A 22,323-nucleotide genomic window follows, 5' to 3' on the forward strand; every position below is an offset into this window, starting at 1 on the left:
TAAGTTATGAAAAAACAAATCATAGTATCTGCATTTGGGGCCATGCTTTTGGCCTCATGTGCAGACCACTTCGACCAGAACTTCGAGACTGTGCGTCCTGACAAGTTGGCTGAATATGGCTATTTGGAAAAGTATGATGCTCTCAAGGATTACATTGCTGACAAGCCAAACTTCCATCTCGGTATTGGAACTACGGTTGATGAGTATAACAAACAAGAGTTAGTATATGCTTTGACCAATAGCAACTTCAATGAGACCGTGGCAGGTAATGCCATGAAGATGGCTTCTTGTGTGGCTGATGATGGAAGCATGGATTTCGAAAAAGTCAGCACATACGTGAATAATGCCACTGATGCAGGTCTCTCCGTGTATGGACATACTTTGGCATGGCATTCACAGCAGCCTTTGAAGTATCTGAATGGTTTGATCGCAGATAGACCTGCTCCAGAGGTTCCTGGTGGTGATAACAAGTATATTCGCTACACAACGGCAGCAGCTGGAGCCAATTTGTGGGATAACCAAGCCAACTTTAAACTTTCTGAACCATTGGAAAAGGGAGCTAGTTATACGCTTACTATGAAAGTGAAGGCTTCTGCTGATTGCGACCTCGCATTCTGGCCTATTTGGAATGCTAGTCCTAACAAGAACCAGTGGGGTGGTAGTAATGACGTTCAGTATTGCGAGGCTCAAAAAGCTACTACTGAATGGGCTACTCTTACTTGGAAGTTTGATGCTTTGTTTACTCATGATATGTTGCAGTTCTGCTTCGGTAAGTTGGGTGGCACCATTGACTTTGATGATATCAAACTTGTTAAGGATGGTTCTGATGCTAATTTGGTAGCCAACGGTGATTTCGCTACAGATGACATCTCTGCTTGGGGCAACAACTGGCAGGGTCCTGCTTATGCTATCAAGCAAGGTTCTGGAGCTAGTGCTGGAGGTAATTTCTGCATCAAGTATACTACTACTAAGGATGGTGCTAACCTTTGGGATCATCAGGCTACTTACAAACTGGCTAAGCCTTTGGTACAGGGTGCTAAGTATGTGCTAACCATGAAGGTGAAGTCTACTTCTAAGACCAAGTTTGCTTTCTGGCCTATCTGGAACGCCAGCCCTAACAAGAACCAGTGGGGTGGCAGTAATGATGTCCAGTATTGTGAGGACAAAGAAATCTCTACCAAATGGACTACTCTTACATGGGAGTTTGAGGCTCAGTTTACTCATGATCTGTTGCAGTTCTGCTTCGGTAACTTGAAAGATGGCGAGAGCGTAAGCATGGATGATATTACTCTCGTTAAAGAAGGCACTGAGGACAATCTTGTAGAAAATGGTGACTTCGCCCAGAATGCAACCGCAGGTTGGGGCAGCAACTGGCAGGGTCCTACCTTCAAGTGTGAGAAGATTGGTAGTGGCATTCCTTTGACAGACAAGGAAAAGAAGGAAGTTCTGACTACTGCCTTGGACAAGTGGATTGCTGGTATGATGGAGGCAACAGAAGGCAAGGTAAAGGCTTGGGATGTTGTCAACGAGGCTCTTTCTGGAGCGGACAAGGACGGTGACGGTAAGTATGACCTTCAGTCTGCAACTCGTGGTACAGCCCTAGAAGCTGATATTCCTAACAGCTTCTACTGGCAGGATTACCTAGGCGACCTCGACTATGTTCGCACAGCAGTAGCTTCTGCTCGCAAGCATTTTGAGGAAAATGGTGGCAACCCAGAGGAACTCAAACTCTTCATCAATGATTACAATTTGGAGAGCGATTGGGACAACAATGGCAAGCTCAAGAGCTTGATTCAGTGGATCAAGGATTGGGAGGCTGATGGTGTTACCAAGATTGATGGTATCGGTAGCCAGATGCACATCTCTTGCTATGGTAATCCTCAGACTCAGGAGTCAAAGAAGAATGCTATTGTCAACATGTTGAAGTTGATGGCTGAGTCTGGCAAGTTGGTTCGTATCTCTGAGTTGGATATGGCATACGTTGATGAAACTGGCAAGAGTGTAAACACCAACGATATGACTGAGGAGCAGCACAAGCAGATGCGTGAGCTTTATGAGTTCGTCATCAAGAAGTACTTCGAAATCATCCCTGAGGCTCAGCAGTGGGGTATCTGTCAGTGGTGTCCTACTGACTCTCCTGCTAACAGCGGATGGCGTGCTGGTGCTCCTACCGGTCTTTGGGACAAGGACTACTACCGCAAGCACACCTATGGTGGCTTCGCTGCTGGTCTCGGTGCTCCTGAGTACTGGAATGATGCTAAGTAATATTTGTGGTGTGAGCCTATCCTATGGCTCACGCCATCTAATATAAAGAAACATTAGTTTAGGTTTTATCATATACAGATTAACCGAAATGATGTTAGTCGTGATAGGTCGGTTGTGTCGTGAAGACACGACCGACCTTTTTACTTAAAATGGCACGAAAACGCACTTTTAAAGTATTTCATTTGGTTGCATAATTTGTGGACAGAGGATGTACTTGCTCTCGATGTATTAGGCTAATCTAGCTTATCTTTCACATAGGCTCTGGCTGCATAGAGGGGAACGTTTTCCATCCAGTCTTGCTCTCTGAAGCCTAACATGGAGAAGCGGATGCCTTTCAGGTGATAGGAAGCGAAATCGTGGGTTATGAATGCTGCTAATGACTTGGCTTTTACATTATCTTCTGCCTTTACCTCTATTGGCAATATTTTGCTGCCAGCCTGGGCTATGAAGTCTACTTCTTGGGTGGAATTGTCCTTGCTATAATAATATATAGGTAGATTGACCAGTGTTTTCAGTTGTTGGAGGACAAAGTTCTCGGTGAATGCTCCCTTGTATTCGCTGAATACGTTGTCGCCTATGAGAATCTGGTCGGATGGGGTCTGTGTAAGTGCTCCTAAGAGACCTATATCTAGCAAATATAGCTTGAATGCGTCTATGTCGGCATAGAATTTCAAAGGCACTTTGACATCTCTAGTTCGCTCTACCTTGTGTACGAGCCCTGCGTCTATGAGCCATTGTATCGCTATCTCAAAGTCTTTGGCTCTTGCTCCCTTTCTCACTGCGCCATAGATGAACTTTTTGTTCTCCTTTGCCAACTGAGCAGGTATGGATTCCCAGACCATTCTCACTCTTTGAGTTTGCTCTGCAGTATGTTTGCTGATGTCGGCTTCGTATGCAGCCAAGATGTTCTGTTGTATTTGCCTTGTGGCTACAGGGTTATGATGCTGTGTGAATTGCAATACGGCTTCGGGCATGCCACCTACGAAATAATATTGCCTGAGATACTCGATATATCTTGTAGCGAAGGTATCAATGAGTTCTTTATCTCCATTTTGAAGTATGTCTAAGAGCTGCTTTTCATCATTGGCAAGTAGGTACTCTTCGTAAGTCATGGGGTAGAGATGCATGATGTCTACCTTACCTACGGGAAAAGATTCTCCCTTCATGTTCATGACTCCGAGAAGTGAGCCTGCTACGATAATGTGTAGTTCGGGCTTGTTCTCGCAGAAATATTTTAGCGAAGACAATACGGGAGGTATCTCTTGTATTTCGTCGAGGAACACAAGGGTCTTGCCTGGCGTGATGCCTTGTTTGGCAAAAGCGGAAAGTCCTATCAATAGGCGATCTGGGTTGGCATCGCCTTCAAAGAGTTTTTCCATCATCTTGTTTTTGTAACAGTTGATGTAAACCATGTTTTCAAATTCATGGTTTCCAAACTCTTTGATGATGTACGTCTTGCCTACTTGTCTTGCTCCGTACATAATGAGTGGTTTTCTATTGCTAGATAACTGCCACTCTTTTAGTTTGTTATATATTTCTCTTTTCATGCTGTTTACATTTTTATGAGGGAATATTGTTGCTTTCTCTACATTTTTATGAGGGAATCAGCTTGCTGTCCATACATTTTTATGAGGGAATGCGCTGCAAAATTACTAAAAAAATTGCTTAAACGTGCGGGATGTGATTAAAAAAGACACATTCCGCACGTTTAAATGTTGTTTTTAACGTTTGTTTGTTGTTTTTCTCGTTTCTTACTATACTTTTATGAGGGAATATTCCATAAATTATGTAAACGCTGCTCAAACGTAATGATGTTGTTAAATCTGTATATTTTTCCTCTGTTTTGACCAAACATTTGGGGAATCTGGAACATTTTGGGCAAAAACATTTGGGGAATCTGGAATATTCGTTTATTTGACTTTTCCTGATTTCCTCTTCAAATAGGTTTGATGGTGTATCATTTTCGTTATAATGTTGACTATCAAATCTATTTGGTGCTTCTCACAAAGTATTTGTTACACCACGCAAGGTCTTTTTCTGTCTTTTCTGTTACTTTTGCAAGCGGAAATGAGAATCATTTCTCGTTCCCAGAATGAACAATTATTATCAATAAACTTAAAATCAGAAACGTATGAAAAAGATTTTTACTTTGATGGCAGCAGCCCTGATGGCTGTAAGTGTGAATGCTCAGACAGAGACTCCTCTTGTTTTGGGTGGTGGTTGGAATGCAGGTTTTGCTGGTGATGCTGATGTTTATGACTTCACTATCTCCAAGCAGTGGGGTGCAGCAGAGTTTGCCTGCAACGTCAACTCTGCAGATTATCCTAAGTATATCCTCGAGTTCGAAGAGCCGCTTCCTGCCAACTGCCAGGTAAACTATACTTGGAAGGCTTCTGCTGATGCCGAAGGCGATCCAACTCCTGCCTACGGAAGAGCTGTGGGTGATGGAGCAACCAAGAAGTTTGAACTTGCTTTCGATGCTGCGCATCCTTACATCGTAGGTGTATCCGTGCAGCATACAGATGCTGAGGAAGTGAACCTGAAGGTGAAGAAGATGATTCTGGTTGCTGCTGATGGTACAGAAAAGAAGGTTGATGCCACCTTTACAGGTTGGGCTGGTACAAATAACACCGTTTCTTATAAGGGTGTAGTTTCTTTCGATAAACAGTGGCATCAGCTCGCCATCAACGGTTTGGCTGGCAAGAGTAATGTTACCGTGAAGGTGAAACTGGCTGAGCCAACCCCAAATGTCCAAATGTGTGTAGATTACGAGGAGGGAGTGAAATCTGAGTGGCCTTCATTCAACGGCAGCGATGAGACAACCTTCACCACTAAGGAAGATGCTGTCATCAAGACCATGGGTATCCAGTATACCGACCCAGAAAATAATCCTGCAAAGGTTTCTGTGCTCGGTGCCTGGTTGATTAATACAACCACAGGCATCTCTAACATCGAGAATGTCAAGCTGCAGGATGGCAAGGCTTTCAATCTTGCCGGTCAGCAGGTAGCCAAGGGTTACAAGGGCATCGTGATCAAGAATGGTAAAAAGATGGTTATCAAGTAACAGATGAAGCGACTTTCAATGCTCGCATCTCTCCTCATGGTTCTGTGCCTCCAGATGGCGGCACAGACCTGGGAAGAGGTGAAAGTGGGGACTTCTACCCGCAAGACTCTCACTTATGTTCCTAAGAATGTGGAGAAATCACCAGCCTTGGTGATTTCTCTTCATGGTATGAATCAAGACCCGGAGTATCAGCAGAAACAGACGCAATGGAATGCGCTGGCCGATACCGAGGGTTTTATTGTTACCTATCCGCTGGGTAATAACAGAATGTGGGATACCGGCGGTACGGGTGATGTGAAGTTTGTGGAGGCTATCATGAAGGATATGGAGCTGAAGCACAATGTGGATAAGAACCGCATCTATCTCTCGGGCTTCTCCATGGGTAGCTGGCTGGGTTACCACTGTCTGGAAACGCTTGGCGATAAGATTGCTGCCTTCGGACCTGTGAGCGGTGTGGATATCGGTAAGCAACCTAGAGCTAACCGCATGGTGCCTATCATGCATATTCACGGAACCGCTGATGATGTGTTCAAATATACGGGCGATCCTTATCACATGGCTGGCGGCTATCCTAGCATCGAGGAATATGTAAAGAAGTGGGCTGCCTACGAAGGTTGCGATGTAAGCAATCCGCAGGTAATCCGTCCTTATCCTGCCGGCAGCACAGGTCCCAAAGCTACACGTACTATATATAATAATGTGAACGATGGAGTAGAGGTGAACTTGATTGCCATCGACGGCAAGGGACATTGGCATTCTAATGAACCTAACGGGGTAAATTCTACCAAGGAACTCTGGACCTTCTTCAAGCGCCATCAGCTGAATCAGGCTTCTGTGCCTGTGGAAAACCGCAACTATTACATCCGTTACGAGAGTACTGCGGGCGAGAATCTCTGGGACCGTCAGGCTATCTACACCTTGCCAAAGGCTTTGGAGAAGGATGCCAAGTATACGCTGACCATGAAGGTGAGAACTTCTGCAGATTGCGCTGAACTGGCATTCTGGCCTATCTGGAATGCAAGCAACAACAAGAACCAGTGGGGTGGCAGTGATGATGTGCAGTATCTGGCAGCCTATCCTGTAGAGGCTGGTGACTGGAAGACGCTGACCTGGAATTTCACAACCAACTTCACCTTGGATACCTTCCAGTTTGTATTTGGCAAATACGGTGGAACACTCGATATTGACGACATGATGTTGGTGAAGGAAGGAACATCAGAAAATCTGATAGCCAACGCCGATTTCTCAGCCCGCAATATTCAGGGCTGGAGCACCAACTGGAATGGTCCAAGCTATTATCTTGCCAACGATGCCTATGCATCAACAGGCATCGAGAAGCCAGTTATGGCAACCATGATGAAATCTGCGGATAAGGCATACTACACTCTTCAAGGTGTGAAGGTTATTCGTCCTACCAAGGGTATTTATATCCATGGTGGTAAGAAAATCGTGATTAAATAATAAACAATTATAAATTTTAAAAACTTAACGAAAGGATTAATCTAAATTATATAATGAATAAATTATCATTCGTAGCATCAATGCTGATGATGTGCCTCCCAATGACGATGGTGGCACAGAAAAACGGGGCGAAGGCGCAGGATAAGCCCGACCCTAACTTTCAGATTTATCTCTGCTTCGGACAGTCGAACATGGAGGGAAATGCCGCCATTGAAGACATCGACCGAACAGGTGTGAATCCAAGATTCATGGCAATGTATGCCGTGGATGATGAGAAGGCAGGATGGAAAAAGGGACAGTGGCATACCGCTGTCCCTCCGCAGGCAAGACCAACCACTGGCCTCACTCCTGTAGATTATTTCGGAAGAAAGATGGTGGACAATCTGCCCGACAGCATCAAGGTGGGAACCATCACCGTGGCTGTGGGCGGTGCCAGCATCGACCTCTTCGACAAGCGTACCTACAAGGCTTACCTGAAGAAGCAGCCCGACTGGATGAAGAACTTCGCATCGCAGTATCACGGCAATCCATACGCCCGACTCATCGAGCTTGCCAAGATTGCCCAGAAGCAGGGTGTCATCAAGGGAATCCTGCTGCATCAGGGAGAAACCAACAATGGTGATGCCAACTGGCCTAACCGTGTGAAGAGCGTGTATAACGATATTCTGAAAGAGTTGCACCTGAAGGCAGAAGATGTACCTTTGCTCGTGGGCGAAACCGTTCAGAAAGACCAGGGCGGCAGCTGCTGGCAGCATATCGCCATTGTGGATGATATCGCCAAGACCATTCCTACAGCCCATGTCATCTCTTCCAAGGGATGTCCGCAGCGTGGTGATGGTTTGCATTTCATTGCAGAAAGCTATCGCACCATGGGTAAGCGTTATGCCAACATGATGCTTTCTCTGCTCGGTATCATTCCCGATGCCAATTATCCACGTGTAGATAAAGACCACCGTGCCTACGTCAAGCTTCATGCTCCTGAGGCAAAGCAGGTTATCTTCGATATCTGCGGAAAGAAGTATCCGATGAAGAAGGATTTCGACGGCGACTGGTATGGTGTTTCAGACCCATTGGTAGTGGGCTTCCACTATTATTTCCTGAACGTGGATGGTGTACAGGTAGTAGATCCTGCAAGCGAAACTTATTTCGGCTGCTGCCGAGAGGCGAGTGGTCTGGAGGTTCCTGAGGGAGCCGAAGGCAATTACTATCGTCCTCAGCAGGGAGTAGCACAGGGTCAGGTTCGTTCGGTATCTTACTATGCTGCATCTCAGGGCAAGTTCCGCAGAGCCATGGTTTATACGCCTGCAGAATATGAAACCAATCAGAACAAGCGCTATCCTGTGCTCTATCTGCAGCACGGAATGGGTGAGGACGAGACGGGCTGGAGCCATCAGGGCTATATGCAGCACATCATGGACAATCTCATTGCCGAAGGCAAGGCAGAGCCTATGATTGTGGTGATGGAGAGCGGTGATGTGAAGCAGCCTTTCGTGCCACGTCCTGGCAAGGATGTAGATGAGGAGCGCAAGCATTATGGAGAATCTTTCTACGATGTCATCATCAAAGATCTGATTCCGATGGTAGACCAAAAGTTCCGAACCTATACCGACAGAGAGCATCGTGCGATGGCTGGCTTGTCATGGGGCGGTTGCCAGACTTTCAACACCGTGTTGCCGAACTTGGATAAGTTCTCAGCCCTGGGAACTTTCAGCGGTGCACTTTTCGGTGTGGATGTCAAGACCTGCTTCAACGGTGTCTTTGCCGATGCAGAGAAGTTCAACAGCCAGATAAACTATATGTTCATGGGCTGCGGTTCTGAAGAGAACTTCGGCACGGAGAAGATGGCGAAGGAATTGAAGGACCTGGGCATCAAGCTTGATGTCTATGTTTCACCTGGTACTCATCATGAGTGGCTCACCTGGCGCCGCTGCCTGAAGGAATTTGTGCCACATCTGTTCAAGTAACAAGACATGAAATCAATAAGATAATATAAAGAAATCCCGACACTGCCTGGCAGTTTCGGGATTTCTTTTTGTTATATTTCTAATATCTTATGTTTCTTTTTGCTTTTTTTTATGTTTCGCAAAGTAATTGTAACATAAAAGAAAGTCATTTTACGAAATAGTTGTTAATTTTGCAGCGTGCTTTGCAAAAAGTAAGTTTGGTTCTTCTCAAATTTTAGTACAAAGCCCCAATTTTTATATGAAGGAGCAATATTTTTGAGAAAGTTTAATATAAAAAATTAGCGATTGTCTCCAAAAATATGTAAGTTTAAAGTGATCATAAAATATGACTTACAATGGATACAATCGCTAACAGATGCAAAATTATAAAAAAGATAAGGAACAACCAAATAAAATCCGATATAAATGCTTCTATGGCCGGAGAAAAACTTCTTATGGACATTTTTCCTGCCATAGATGGCTTTTTTATCACAAGTTGTGACTTCTCTTCCACGGAACTCAAAATGGTTCTCGTGAGTACGGCTACCCATGCCTTCTGCGACCGTTGTGGCCAGAAAACCACTCATACCCGTGGCTGGCAAAAGAGAACGGTCACGATGTGTCCTTTAGGGTGTAAACGGTTTGTTCTCACCCTTTACATGCGCCGTTTTTACTGCCAGTCTGATAAACATATATTTGTAGAGCAACAGACGAAGTGGCTAAACAAATATGCAAGATTCAGTGTAAGATGCATAGAGTTGATGAACCAGCTTCATATACATATGTCATCTGTGTCGACCTCCAAGGTCATGAGAAAGATGGGAATCACCTGCTGTCCAAATACTTGCATAAATCATTTGAAAAAGATCCAAAGACTTCCAGACAGGACTGCCAGGAATATAGGCATAGATGACTTTGCCAAGAGAAAGGGACATACCTATGGCAGTGTTATCGTAGACCATGACACAGGCGAGATTTTGGAACTGATAGACTCTAGAGATTCTTCGATTGTGGCAAATGTCTTGAAACAATACAAGAAAGTCGATACTATCACTCGTGATAGGGGACGATGCTTCATTAAGGCTATCAAGCAAGGAGCCCCATCAGCACATGCTATCACAGACAAATTCCATGTCATTGAAGACTTGACGAGCGCAGTCTTTCCAAAGATTCTGCAGGAGTTTTTGCATAAGAGAATGGAGTTGCTGACTCAAGGTCTAGTTGGTCCCATTAAGCCACAAATAAGTAGAGGTTGGCTTTATACCAGCATATATGCAGTCTTGGAATCGATGTGCAAGGATACAAGAAGAATCAAGAAAATGGCTGAATGGAACACTTTCATGGATCTTTATGCAAGGCAAGGACTGACTTTGAGTGAAATCCATGACAAAACAGGGTTTGATGGATTTAAGATGGGAAAGCTAAGGAACACCAAATATGAGGACTTGCTCAACCCAACGCAACTAAGGGCTTACAAAGCCATAGAATCTATTACAAACAGGATTCTCTGTAAAAAGTCATTGGATTACTCTGTGGTTACCAAGGGGTTACATTCTACAGAGAAGAAAGAAATACTGAAAAGACTTCTTTTTCTACTGAGAGAAAAATGGAAGGAAGACTGGAAGGCATACGATGATGCCTACAAGGCATTTCTTGCAAAGGCAACTATCAGGAGCGAAGAGTATGACCTTTGGAATTCAATAGTTCACTTCAACTGGAAAACCAAGACTGATACAGTCAGATTGTTTCTGCAGGACTTGCATATTACCGATTTAGCCTATTATATAACAACATTTCAAGGCATTTTGAGCGGAGAGGTCAAAATGAACTTGTACAAATGGATTAACATGGTCATAGGATGTGGTAATGAGAAAATGGAAAAGTTTGCCAAAGGACTGATTAAGGACTATTCCGCCATCAATAATTCTATTGCTAGCAAATTGAACAATGGAATCCTTGAAGGTTCGGTCAACAAGATAAAGACCGCAAAGCGAATTATGGGTGGAAGAGCATCGATTTCTCTTTTGCAGATAAAGGTCTCCTCAAACTTAGATACATAAATGTACCAAAATTTGAGAAGAACCGTAAGTTTTTACTGAACACGTACAATCATGAACTAATAAAATAACAATTTTAATCTATTCTCTTATGAGGAACTTAAGAAAGATTGAAAAGCCGTTAGCATTGCTATCCTTTCTCTGTTTATTCCCTGCTGGAATGTCGGCTCAGAGTATTGTAAAAGGAGTAGTTACAGATCCAAGTGGTGAACCTGTCATTGGTGCTACAGTGAAAGCTGCAGGCAGCAAGCTGGGTGTGATTACTGATTTGGATGGTAAGTTTAGCATTGATGCTGCACCTGATGCAACATTGACTATTACTTATGTGGGTATGGAGCCTAAGACCGTGAAAGCTCAGGCTGGTAAAACGCTTACCATTACCTTGAAGGATGATGCTAAAGTTCTGAATGATGTCGTTGTCATCGGTTATGGCGTTCAGAAGAAGAGCGACCTGACAGGTGCAGTTGCATCTATCAAGAGCGATGACATCAAGGGCTTGTCAGCTACCGATGCCGGTGCTGCCCTCCAGGGTAAGGCTGCCGGTGTACAGATTATCAACTCGGGTGGTCCGGGTGAGGCTGCCGATATCCGTGTGCGTGGTTATTCTTCCAATAGTGGAAATATCAGTCCGTTGCTCATCGTCGATGGTCTGAAGGTGGATAACATCCAGTATCTTGATCCATCTATGATTCAGAGCATAGAGGTATTGAAGGATGCCGCTTCTGCTGCCATCTATGGTGCGCAGGCAGGTAATGGTGTCGTTATCATCACAACCAAGACGGGTGCTGCCAATGGCGGTAAGGCTGAGATTTCTTATAGCAGCAAGTTTACCATCCAGTCTATTGGTAGAAAGGCTAAGCTCTTCGATGCTCCAGAGTATATTTCATACCATAAGTACTTGGGCGACTTGACGGATGATAAGTTGAAGACTGAGGGATATAATGGAGAGAACACCGACTGGTATGATGAGGCTTTTGAACATAGTTTGGCTCATCAGCACAGCCTTACCATCCAGGCTAGCAATGGTAAGGGTCGTTTCCTTGCCAACTTGAATATCCTCAATAATAATGGTATCGTCAAGGGAGATAAGGATGTTTACAAGCGTTTTACAGGTCAGATTAATGCAGACTACGATGTATATAAGTGGTTGAACATTTCGACAAACACCTCTTTCGAGAAGTGGAAGACCAAGGGTGTGAACAAAGGTTATGGTTCTGTGTTGAATTCTGTTGTTTCTGTAGATCCATTGACACCTTGCTACGTAAGCGACCCTGCTAAGTTGCCAACCAATATTTATAACGCTTATCTGAATGGCGCCCCTTTGATGAGAGATGCTGACCATAATAATGATTTCTATGGTACATCCCACTATGCAGAGGATGCTACTGGTAACCCATTGGCACAGCGCGACCGCGTGGGCTCCTACAACCAGGGTATCAATGTACGTGGTACCGTTGCTGCCAACCTCAAGCCGTTCAAGGGCTTTACCTATACATCTCGTTTGGGTTACCGCATCACGCAGAGCAACTACCACAACTATGAGCAGCCATATTTCATCAATACACTCTCCAACTCCACACAGTACAAGATTGAGGCTCGTACCAACAATGGTCTTTACTATCAGTGGGAGAACTTTGCAAACTATTTGAATACATTTGGCAAGCATACTGTAGGAGCCATGGTGGGTATGTCGTTCACCAAGAACCATTGGGACAACGCTTCCATAGGATCTGAGGGTACGAATATTCTTTCAAACTATGCTCCTAACTATCGTTACATCGACTATTTGCTCGCTGATGCTACAAAGAGCGTAGGCAATGCTCCTAACGACGCTACAGAACTTTCATACTTCGGTCGTTTGTCTTATAGCTACGACAACCGTTATTTCTTGCAGTTCAACTTCCGTCGTGATGCATTTGATTCTTCCAAGCTTTCAAAAGATGCTAGATGGGGTAACTTCCCTTCTGTTTCTGCCGGTTGGAGCATTAGTAACGAAAAGTTCTTTAAAGACCATATCAGCCGTGATGCTGTTTCCTTCTTGAAGCTTCGTGGATCTTGGGGTAAGAATGGTAACGTCAATGTATTGAGCAACTACCCGTATACTTCTCCTATTGCCATGAACCAGAGCTTCTATCAGTACAATCCATCTAGCGGTGATGGTAAGTTGTCTTATGGTTCTAAGCCAACTGGTCTTGCTAACCCAGATTTGACTTGGGAGACTTCAGAACAGGTAGACTTGGGTCTTGATGCCCGTTTCTTGAACGATCGTTTGACATTCTCTCTCGACTGGTATCGCAAGAACACCAAGGACCTCTTGGTAGAGATAAATCTTCTTCCGGAAATTGGTGTAAGCAAGTATATCGTCAACTCTGGTAAGGTGCTTAACACAGGTTTAGACTTCGAGTTGGGTTGGAGAGATCATATCCGTGATTTCAAGTACTCTGTTTCAGTCAACGGTTCTACCTTGAAGAATGAGGTAAAGGATCTTTCTTCAAACATCAGCCGTATCGAGGGTATAGGTATCGATGGCTTCAACAGCCGTTTGAAGCCAACATTCGAGGTGGGGCACTCTATCTGGTACTTCCGTGGTTACAAGTATGCAGGTGTAGCTGAGGATGGAAGTGCGTTGTATTATGACAAGGATGGTAATACCACCAATGCGCCTACAGATAATGATAAGCAGGATTTGGGTGTAGGTATTCCTAAGTTTACTTATGGTATCACCCTCAATGCAGAGTACAAGGGCTTCGACTTGACCGTCTTTGGTACAGGTGCAGCCGGCAACAAGATTTATAACTTGATGGTATCTGCCGACCGACCACTCTTGAATGGTATCGATGAATATTGGAAAAATTCTTGGACAGAGGGCAATACTGGCGCAAAGTATCCTGATATGAAGAAGGTGGCAACAGACTGGACATTCTTCAGTTCTAGCGCAGCAGTCTTCAGCGGTTCTTATTTCAAGATCAAGCAGATTCAGTTGGGTTACACATTGCCACGTCTCATTACGAGCAAGATTGGCCTGAATGGTGTGCGCGTATACTGCTCATTGGATGACTTCTTCACAATCACCAAGTATCCTGGAGCCGATCCGGAGACAGCTTCTATGAACAGCGCTCAGTCTCGTGGTTTTGATAATGGTACTTATCCTACTTCTAAGAAGATGGTATTTGGTATCAATGTAACATTCTAATTATTAAATGATACAGCAATGAAAAAGTATTTATTATATTCTAGTATATTAGCCCTTGCGTTGACAGGAACAGTATCCTTTACTTCCTGTGAGAGTCAGCTCGATATTGAGCAGAAGGGTACTACTTATGAGGAACAGTTCTATAAGACTGATGCCGATGCAGAGGCTGCTTTGGTGGCAGCATACGAAGGCTTTATGTGTAATGTAGTAGGACGTCAGCCAGACATCCAGGGAAGTTTGGGTATCTATACTCCTCACAAGTTGATTTTGAACATGTGTGGTGATGATGTTTACTATGCCAGTGGTAACTATGGAGACCATGAGGACGCTGGTTGCCTCAATGAGTTCCGCTATGATACTGATGCCTTGGTTCCAAAGTTGATGTACTCAGGCCTCTATTCTTCTGTATATACTTGCAACTTGGTCATTAACAATTTTGCTAATCCAGATACACCAGTCAAGAAGCGTTGTGTGGCTGAGGCTCGTGTGCTTCGTGCTTACGACTACTTCTTGTTGGCAAACTTCTGGGGCACTCCTCCATTCGTCTTAAAGAAGTTGACAGCTGATGCGCTTCCATACAACAGCGATAAGGATCCTGAGAATCCTAAGACCCACGAACAGTTGATAGAGTGGGTTGCTTCTGAATGTGAGGCAGCTGCGGCCGATCTCGATGAGCGCAAGAGCAAGGAAGACAAGGATGGAGCTGTAAAGGTAACCAAGGGCTTCGCTAATGCTTTAGCAGGCAAAGCTTATCTCTTTGCAGGCAAGTATGATCAGGCAAAGACCGCTCTCAAGAAGGTTATTGACTCTGGCAAGTATGCCCTTGTTCCTGGAGACAAGTACATGGACAACTTCCACATTGAGGGTGATGGTGACGAGGAGAAGGTCTTCGAAATCAACTTTGAGTATAATGCAGGTAAAGGCGCTTGGAGCGGTATGATTCAGCGTTCTTCTTGGATGGAATCCAATGCCATGAACTGGCGTGCAGGTAACTTCGTGAAGTCTCCACAGTCTGTTTATAGCGGTATTGATGGTTGGGGTGGCTTAGGTGTGCCTCAGTGGTTTGGAGATGAGTTCCATGAGAATGATGGTGACTCTTATCGTTTCAAGGCTACGTTGAAGCATATTGATGATGCTGTATACAACATGGAGTATGCTGATGCTAAAATAAATGCGATGACGCAGGCGCAGAAGGATACAGCTCATGCTATTGGTATCAAGGATGTGGTACAGGGACTCTATGGTAACTCTACATGGTTGGCATTCAAGACTGTAATGCGTGCAGCAGATACTCAAGGCAAGAAATATGGTGCCAACATCCGCTTGAATAACTATCTCGTGATGCGTTATGCGGAAGTGCTATTGAACTATGCTGAGGCTTGCCTTCAGACAGGTGACAATGCAGAGGCTAAGAAGTATATCAATATGATACAGGAACGTGCTGGCTCAAAGACAATCAGTAGTACTGTAGATATGGATGTACTGAAAAAGGAAAAGTCATACGAGTTATGGATGGAGGGTTGTCGTTGGTTTGATATCATGAGATGGAAGGATGCAAAGGCTATCGAGCGTCTCAAGAATGCAGGTAGTGATGTACCTCACCTCTTTGACAAGTTGTTCCGCGCACCTCAGGCTTCTGACGAGAAGTTGCACTGGGAGCATGGTACAGAGGCAAATAGCCGCTTCTATACAGTTTCTTCTCATGCAGCAAAGGATGCTGGTTTCACTGTTGGTTACCAAGAGGGAAAACATGATTACTTCCCTTATCCACAAACAGTGAAGAACATGAACCCTAACCTGGTTCAGAATCCTGGTTGGAAATAATGAAGTTGTTTTGTAAATAAAACGTTTTAAGTTTAAAGAACTATAGATTAGTTTGATAATTAGGGGGTGTTTTGAAAAGAAGCACCCCCTTTTTCTTCTTTAAAGGAATTTGCGTATGAAAACATGGATGTGTGCCTTGATGCTGGCGTTATCGACAGGAGCTTCGGCTCAGAACCCGATTATCAGCGGACAGTATTCTGCTGATCCTACGGCTCGCGTATTCAATGGGAAGGTATATCTTTATCCTTCTCATGATATTCCGAGTCCTATCGAGAAACTGAAGGAATGGTTCTGCATGGCAGATTATCACGTTTTCTCTTCCACTAATCTTACGGAGTGGCAGGATCATGGAGTCATCGTTTCGCAGGACAAAGTACCTTGGGTACAGGACGGCAGTTATACGATGTGGGCTCCTGACTGTGTAGAGAAAGACGGGAAATATTATTTCTATTTCCCTGCCGCTCCGAAAGGGGAGGAGAAGGGATTCGGAATAGGTGTGGCGGTTGCCGACCATCCGGAAGGACCATTTATGCCGATGTGGAAACCTATAGAGGGTGTGCACGGCATAGATCCTTGTGTGTTGATAGATAAGGACGGACAGGCTTATATCTATTGGGCTGGCATGGGGCTGCACATGGCTAAGTTGAAACCCAATATGATGGAGCTCGCCTCTGAGCCGCAGGCTGTGGAGGGATTGCCAGATGGTTTCAAGGAAGGACCGTTTGCCTTCGAGCGTAACGGCAAGTATTATTTCACCTTCCCATGGGTACGTGAAAAGAATGGAACAGAAACACTGGCTTATGCCATGGCTGACCATCCGATGGGACCTTTCACGTTCAAGGGCATCATCATGGATGAGTCGCCTACGAAGTGCTGGACCAATCATCATAGCGTCGTGGAATATCAGGGACAGTGGTATCTCTTCTATCATCATAATGATTATTCGCCTAAGTTCGACAAGAACCGCTCGGTCCGAATCGACTCTCTGAACTTCAATCCTGACGGAACGATACAGAAGGTGATACCTACGCTAAGAGGTGTGGGATTGACGAAGGCACGTTCGCATATTCAGATTGACCGTTATTCTGCGCTGCAAGGCAAGGGTATTGGTATTGAATATCTGGATAAGAACAACTGTTTCGCCGGATGGAAGACTCTCTTCTCTAAATCGAATTCAGCTCTTATATATAATAAGGTGGATTTCGGTAACGAGAAGGTGGAAGAAATCACCGTTCGTGCCAAGTCGGTTAAGGGCGGTGTGCTCGTAGTCAGAGCCGATGGCAAGAAGGGTAATATCATCGCTAAGGTGAAGATTCCGAAGTCGGCAGCCTGGAAGAATGTCCGTGCCCAGGTGCTCCATGCTCCTCAGGGCGTTCATGCTCTCCATGTATCCTTGCAGAGTGGAGCCGATGTAGAGGTAGACTGGCTGGGCTTTATCTGATTATCGAACCTCAATAATAATGAATAGTCTATGTACAACTTATTTTATAAAATAGTTAGATTGTTTTGTTTATGTGTATTCCTTTTTGGGCATTCCTCTGCGGATGCCCAAAATAAGGAATTACCTGTAGACATTAATCCTTATTTCGGACCTGTCGGCAAGCAGCCCGTCGTGCCCAATGCGGCTGGCTTTATTCAGAGATGGTTGCTTCTGGAGCCAATCTCTGTGCCGGTTAAGAGCAATGTCGTTTTTACAGATTCTTATCTGAAGGAGATATTCCATACGCAGTATTTCTCTAAACAGATGGAAACAGTTCCTAAGGATGGAGCCTTCGTGAAGGTGGGCAAGGAAAAACTGAAATGGCATGCGCTGGATAGTAAACTGTTTAATGTCAAGCTCTTCCGTTTCGCTACTTCGTTTAAGAAGTCCAAGTATGGTGTCTTGTTCTGGGCGGTTACCATTATCGATTGCCCTGAGGAGATGAAAGACGTCCGCTTGTCTGTTGGCTCGAATGGTGCTTCCATGTGGTGGCTCAATGGTGAGGAGGCGGTGATGCTCGAAGGCGACCGAAGAATGGTTCGCGATGATGTGGTTTCTAAGAAGCTTACCTTGAAGAAAGGTAGAAATATCCTTCGTGGTGCAGTCATCAATGGCCCTGGCATGAGTGACTTCTGTGTCCGATTCATCGACGGACAGGGCAAGCCTGTCAGAAACCTGTCTATTCACGTGAAGTAGTGCAATCAATAAAGAAAGTTATGAAACAGAACAATATATTTTTCAGATATTTTAGCCCGGTTGCTGCTCAGCAGAAACTTTATGCCGCTGCTTTGGTTGCCTTGTTGTCTTCCTCTGCTTACGAGGCTGAAGCCCAGGTGGGCGAACCTTTCATTCATGATCCTTCTACCATTGCCCTGTGTGATGGAAAGTATTATACCTTTGGAACGGGTGAAGGCGGAATCTGGTCGGAGGATGGCTGGACCTGGCAGGGTGGTGCAGTTCGTCCCGGCAGAGGAGCGGCTCCTGATGTGTTGAAGATTGGCGACCGTTATCTTGTAGCCTACAGTGCTACGGGTGGTGGATTGGGAGGCAGTCATCGCGGTGATGTCCTGACGATGTGGAACAAAACGCTCGATCCGAAATCGCCTGATTTCAAATATTCAGAACCGGTGGTGGTAGCATCTTCATTGGATGATGAAGACTGTGATGCCATTGATGCGGGCTTGTTGCTCGACCCTACTACCGGCAGACTCTGGCTCAGTTATGGTACCTATTTCGGATTTATCCGTCTGGTAGAACTCGATCCGAAGACGGGTAAGCGGATGGAAGGTAACGAACCCGTCAATATCGCCATCGACTGCGAAGCTACTGATTTGATTTACCGCAACGGCTGGTATTATCTTCTCGGCACTCATGGCACCTGTTGCGATGGTCCTAATTCTACCTACAATATCGTGGTGGGACGTTCGCGAAAGATAACCGGTCCATACGTAGATAATGTGGGCAGAGAGATGTTGCAGGGCGGTGGAAAGATGGTGATTGCTGCCAATAATCTGAAGACGGGTCCCGGTCACTTCGGACGCTATATTGAGGAAGAAGGTGTGGAAAAGATGTCGTTCCACTATGAGTCTGATTTCAGACAGGGAGGACGAAGCGTATTGGCTATCCGTCCTTTGTTGTGGAAGAACGACTGGCCAGTGGCTGGTGATGAATTTCATGCCGGAACCTACGAGATAGAATCGGAACGAAGAGGCTATGCCCTGGAGATTGCCGTAGATTTCGTGAGAATGCAGCGGGATATCGAACCTTTCTGGATCAAGCCGACCAAGCCTCTGAAGAATATCGAACCTCAGACCTTGAAGGAGGTAGAGGCAGAATGGCCTAAGGGCGAGGTGAAGGTGAGAATGAACGATTACATGTTCCGTCCTCATCAGAAGTGGAGTATCATGCCTGCCGGAAAGGGTGGTTATCTGGGTGGTCCTTATTATAAAATCTGCATAGAGGGCACTTCTCGCTATCTTACCGCAACCGCTCAGCATGATGTCATTGCCAAACCTGAGTTTACGGGTGAAGATGCCCAGCTTTGGCGCATCGAACAGCTTACCGATGGTACCTATCGCATTATGCCTAAGGCAGTGCCAGGCACAGAAGAGAAACTGGCATTGGTTTCACTCGGCGACTGTACCCCAGGTCTGGCTCCCTTCGATTTCAACAGCGATAATTCTAAATGGAATTTCAGACAACAATAAATTCATGATGAATCCCAATTTAATATACTAATAGCTTAATAGTAATTACAATGAACAAGAAAGTTATATACGCAGTTTTGATGTTTGTGCTGACTATGTCCTCCGGCAATGCCTCTGCACAGCAGTTTCCTTATCAGAATCCTGCTCTCTCAGCTCATGAGAGAGCGGTAGATTTATGTGGACGACTCACACTGGAAGAGAAAGCCTCTTTGATGCTGGATGATTCGCCGGCTATCCCACGATTGGGAATCAAGAGATTCCAGTGGTGGAGCGAAGCACTGCATGGTGTGGCGAACATGGGAGATGTAACCGTTTTTCCGGAACCTATCGGAATGGCAGCTTCGTTTAACGACAGAATGGTGTATAGAGTCTTTGATGCAACATCTGATGAGATGCGTGCCAAATGGAATGAACTGCAGCAGAAGGGAGGAGATGTAACCCGTTTTCATGCCCTCTCGGTCTGGACTCCAAACGTGAATATCTTCCGTGATCCTCGCTGGGGACGTGGACAGGAAACCTATGGTGAGGATCCTTATCTTACCAGTAGGATGGGATGTGCCGTGGTGCGCGGATTGCAGGGACCTGAAGATACGAAATACCGCAAACTCTGGGCTTGTGCCAAGCACTATGCAATTCATAGCGGACCAGAATGGGCTCGCCATACAGACAATATTACCGATGTTACACCGCGCGACCTTTGGGAAACTTATATGCCTGCCTTCAAATCGCTGGTGCAGGATGCCAAGGTGCGCGAGGTGATGTGTGCCTATCAGCGTTGGGATGATGAACCATGCTGCGGTAACACCCGATTGCTGCAGCAGATTTTGAGAGATGAGTGGGGATTCAAGTACCTGGTAGTTTCCGACTGTGGCGCTGTTACTGATTTCTGGTCCAGCCATAAAGTTTCTAGTAATGCCAGAAATGCGGCTGCCAAGGGCGTGCTGGCTGGTACAGATGTGGAGTGTGGATATAATTATGCATATAAGTCTGTGCCTGAGGCTGTGAAGTATGGTGCCTTGACTGAAGATGAAGTTGATAAGCATGTGATTCGTCTGCTCGAAGGTCGTTTCGATTTGGGCGAGATGGATGACAACAAGATCGTATCATGGTCGAAGATTCCTGTATCTGTGCTTTGCAGCAAGGCACATCGCCAGCTCTCGCTCGATATGGCTCTGCAGACCATGACGCTGCTCCAAAACAAGAATGAGGTTTTGCCTCTCAATAAAAAAGTAAAGAAGATTGCTTTCATCGGACCGAATGTGGATAACGAACCGATGATGTGGGGAAACTATAATGGTACTCCACGACAGACAATTACCATCCTGGATGGTATCAGAAGTCGTTTGAAGAAAAACCAGGTTGTCACCTTTAATGGATGCGACTTGGTGAACGACCAAGTTTTGAATTCTTACTTCGACCAGTGTAGCATGGATGGCAAGATGGGCTTTAAGGGCACTTTCTGGAACAATCGCAAGATGGAAGGCAAGCCTGTTGTCATCACCCAGGAGAAGAATCCTGTGCAGGTAACGACCTATGGTCAGCACTCCTTCGCTCCTAATGTGAAGCTGGTGGGCTTCTCTGCAAAATATGAAACCGTGTTCCGTCCTAAGCAGACAGACAAGGTGTTGCTCGACGTGGCTGGTTGCGGTCACTATGAGGTTTATCTGAATGGTGAGAAGAAGGCAGAGCATTCCATCTGGCGCACTACCGAGAGTCGTATCGAGTTCCAAGCTGAGAAGGGCAAGGTGTATAAGATAGAGATTCGCTATCACGAGATGCCTAACTATAATGCGGACATGAAGTTCAATATCGGGCATGAGAATCCTATCGACTATCAGGCTTCGCTCAAGCAGTTGAAGGATTGCGAGACTGTAGTCTTCGTAGGTGGCATCTCTCCACAGTTGGAAGGTGAGGAAATGCCTATCGAGATTTCTGGCTTCAAGGGTGGTGACCGCACCAACATCGAATTGCCTAAGGTTCAGCGCAATTTCCTGAAGGCTTTGAAGGAGGCGGGCAAAAAGGTTGTCTTTGTCAACTGCTCGGGTTCGGCTATCGCCTTGACTCCAGAGACAGAGAGTTGCGATGCCATTCTCCAGGCCTGGTATCCTGGTCAGGAAGGTGGTGAGGCTGTAGCTCGTGTACTCTTCGGGGAGTATAATCCTGCCAGAAAGTTGCCTGTTACGTTCTATAAGAATTCAGAGCAGTTGCCTGATTTCAAGGATTACAGCATGAAGGGCAGAACCTATCGTTATATGAACGATGCGCTCTTCCCATTCGGATATGGTTTAAGCTACACTTCTTTCCGTATGGGTGATGCTACACTTTCCAACTCTATTTTGAAGAAGGGTGAGAAAATTACGCTGAAGGTACCGGTAAGCAATGTTGGAAAGAAGGATGGAACTGAGGTGGTGCAGGTGTATGTGAAGGATCCTGCCGATACCGAAGGACCATTGAAGAGCTTGAAGGCTTTCGAGAGAGTGGAGGTGAAGGCAGGAAAGACTGCTGAGGCTGTCATTACGCTGGATAGCAGAAACTTCGAACTCTTCGATGCTGCAACCAATACCGTCCGTGCCAAGGCAGGAAAGTATGAGGTTTATTACGGCAGCAGTTCGGCTGATAAGGATTTGAAGAAACTGGATGTTTCTATTGAATATTAAGTAACTTGAGAAAATCATCAAGGAGCTGAGTAAATATGGAAAGAGGGTGTGTCATAAGTCCATGACACACCCTCTTCTTACTTGTTACATCATATAAGCTCTTTAATAGACGTTGATAGAGTGATAAAATTCCCTTCAAGGTATTGGGTACACAGTTCTATACTGAATAAAT

General features: G+C 45.3%; 12 protein-coding genes. 11 read left to right on the forward strand and 1 reads right to left on the reverse strand.

Annotated elements, in window-relative coordinates:
• The first annotated feature begins 6 nt into the window (after window positions 1-6).
• Window positions 7-2,265 carry an endo-1,4-beta-xylanase gene (locus KUA49_RS16530; RefSeq protein ID WP_256624755.1) on the forward strand — a complete coding sequence of 753 codons (2,259 nt, stop codon included), beginning with the start codon at window positions 7-9 and terminating at the stop codon, window positions 2,263-2,265.
• 233 nt (window positions 2,266-2,498) lie between these two features.
• On the opposite strand, the gene KUA49_RS16535 is transcribed toward KUA49_RS16530, so the two are convergent.
• Window positions 2,499-3,812, reverse strand: coding sequence for an ATP-binding protein (locus KUA49_RS16535; protein ID WP_218411792.1), 1,314 nt, complete (start codon window positions 3,810-3,812; stop codon window positions 2,499-2,501).
• A 584-nt stretch (window positions 3,813-4,396) separates the two neighbouring features.
• On the opposite strand from KUA49_RS16535, the gene KUA49_RS16540 reads away from it, so the two are divergent.
• The 10 genes from KUA49_RS16540 (at window position 4,397) to xyl3A (ending at window position 22,151) form a co-directional block, all read left to right on the forward strand.
• Complete coding sequence (locus KUA49_RS16540) at window positions 4,397-5,329, forward strand: hypothetical protein (RefSeq protein ID WP_218411793.1); 933 nt, start codon at window positions 4,397-4,399, stop codon at window positions 5,327-5,329.
• 3 nt (window positions 5,330-5,332) lie between these two features.
• A complete protein-coding gene (locus KUA49_RS16545; RefSeq protein ID WP_218411794.1) occupies window positions 5,333-6,790 on the forward strand; it encodes an alpha/beta hydrolase family esterase in 1,458 nt (485 codons plus the stop codon).
• A gap of 89 nt (window positions 6,791-6,879) precedes the next feature.
• Entirely contained in the window at window positions 6,880-8,754 is a 1,875-nt protein-coding gene (locus KUA49_RS16550; RefSeq protein WP_218411800.1) for a sialate O-acetylesterase, read from the forward strand.
• 503 nt (window positions 8,755-9,257) lie between these two features.
• Window positions 9,258-10,793 carry an ISL3 family transposase gene (locus tag KUA49_RS16555; RefSeq protein WP_318331687.1) on the forward strand — a complete coding sequence of 512 codons (1,536 nt, stop codon included), beginning with the start codon at window positions 9,258-9,260 and terminating at the stop codon, window positions 10,791-10,793.
• An 88-nt stretch (window positions 10,794-10,881) separates the two neighbouring features.
• Window positions 10,882-13,983 (forward strand): TonB-dependent receptor, encoded by a 3,102-nt coding sequence (locus tag KUA49_RS16560; protein WP_318331638.1) that lies wholly within the window; start codon window positions 10,882-10,884, stop codon window positions 13,981-13,983.
• 18 nt (window positions 13,984-14,001) lie between these two features.
• The gene (locus KUA49_RS16565; RefSeq protein ID WP_218412702.1) at window positions 14,002-15,807 is read left to right on the forward strand and encodes a RagB/SusD family nutrient uptake outer membrane protein; all 1,806 of its coding nucleotides are present in this window, start codon (window positions 14,002-14,004) and stop codon (window positions 15,805-15,807) included.
• A gap of 115 nt (window positions 15,808-15,922) precedes the next feature.
• Window positions 15,923-17,248, forward strand: coding sequence for a family 43 glycosylhydrolase (locus KUA49_RS16570; RefSeq protein WP_218412703.1), 1,326 nt, complete (start codon window positions 15,923-15,925; stop codon window positions 17,246-17,248).
• 30 nt (window positions 17,249-17,278) lie between these two features.
• Window positions 17,279-17,983, forward strand: a complete 705-nt coding sequence (locus KUA49_RS16575) for an acetylxylan esterase (RefSeq protein ID WP_218412704.1) — start codon at window positions 17,279-17,281, stop codon at window positions 17,981-17,983.
• Between the two features lie 20 nt (window positions 17,984-18,003).
• Entirely contained in the window at window positions 18,004-19,494 is a 1,491-nt protein-coding gene (locus tag KUA49_RS16580; RefSeq protein ID WP_218412705.1) for a family 43 glycosylhydrolase, read from the forward strand.
• A gap of 50 nt (window positions 19,495-19,544) precedes the next feature.
• A complete protein-coding gene (xyl3A, locus tag KUA49_RS16585) occupies window positions 19,545-22,151 on the forward strand; it encodes a xylan 1,4-beta-xylosidase (RefSeq protein ID WP_218412706.1) in 2,607 nt (868 codons plus the stop codon).
• Window positions 22,152-22,323 lie beyond the last annotated feature (172 nt).

The sequence above is a fragment of the Segatella copri genome (assembly GCF_019249655.2).
In the GTDB taxonomy this organism is placed as follows: Bacteria; Bacteroidota; Bacteroidia; order Bacteroidales; family Bacteroidaceae; genus Prevotella.

Excerpts from the sequence above, each read along its gene's own strand:
- KUA49_RS16530 (WP_256624755.1), top strand. The coding sequence starts at position 7 with ATGAAAAAACAAATCATAGTATCTGCATTTGGGGCCATGCTTTTGGCC.
- KUA49_RS16535 (WP_218411792.1), bottom strand. The coding sequence starts at position 3,812 with ATGAAAAGAGAAATATATAACAAACTAAAAGAGTGGCAGTTATCTAGC.
- KUA49_RS16540 (WP_218411793.1), top strand. The coding sequence starts at position 4,397 with ATGAAAAAGATTTTTACTTTGATGGCAGCAGCCCTGATGGCTGTAAGT.
- KUA49_RS16545 (WP_218411794.1), top strand. The coding sequence starts at position 5,333 with ATGAAGCGACTTTCAATGCTCGCATCTCTCCTCATGGTTCTGTGCCTC.
- KUA49_RS16550 (WP_218411800.1), top strand. The coding sequence starts at position 6,880 with ATGTGCCTCCCAATGACGATGGTGGCACAGAAAAACGGGGCGAAGGCG.
- KUA49_RS16555 (WP_318331687.1), top strand. The coding sequence starts at position 9,258 with ATGGTTCTCGTGAGTACGGCTACCCATGCCTTCTGCGACCGTTGTGGC.
- KUA49_RS16560 (WP_318331638.1), top strand. The coding sequence starts at position 10,882 with ATGAGGAACTTAAGAAAGATTGAAAAGCCGTTAGCATTGCTATCCTTT.
- KUA49_RS16565 (WP_218412702.1), top strand. The coding sequence starts at position 14,002 with ATGAAAAAGTATTTATTATATTCTAGTATATTAGCCCTTGCGTTGACA.
- KUA49_RS16570 (WP_218412703.1), top strand. The coding sequence starts at position 15,923 with ATGAAAACATGGATGTGTGCCTTGATGCTGGCGTTATCGACAGGAGCT.
- KUA49_RS16575 (WP_218412704.1), top strand. The coding sequence starts at position 17,279 with ATGTACAACTTATTTTATAAAATAGTTAGATTGTTTTGTTTATGTGTA.
- KUA49_RS16580 (WP_218412705.1), top strand. The coding sequence starts at position 18,004 with ATGAAACAGAACAATATATTTTTCAGATATTTTAGCCCGGTTGCTGCT.
- xyl3A (WP_218412706.1), top strand. The coding sequence starts at position 19,545 with ATGAACAAGAAAGTTATATACGCAGTTTTGATGTTTGTGCTGACTATG.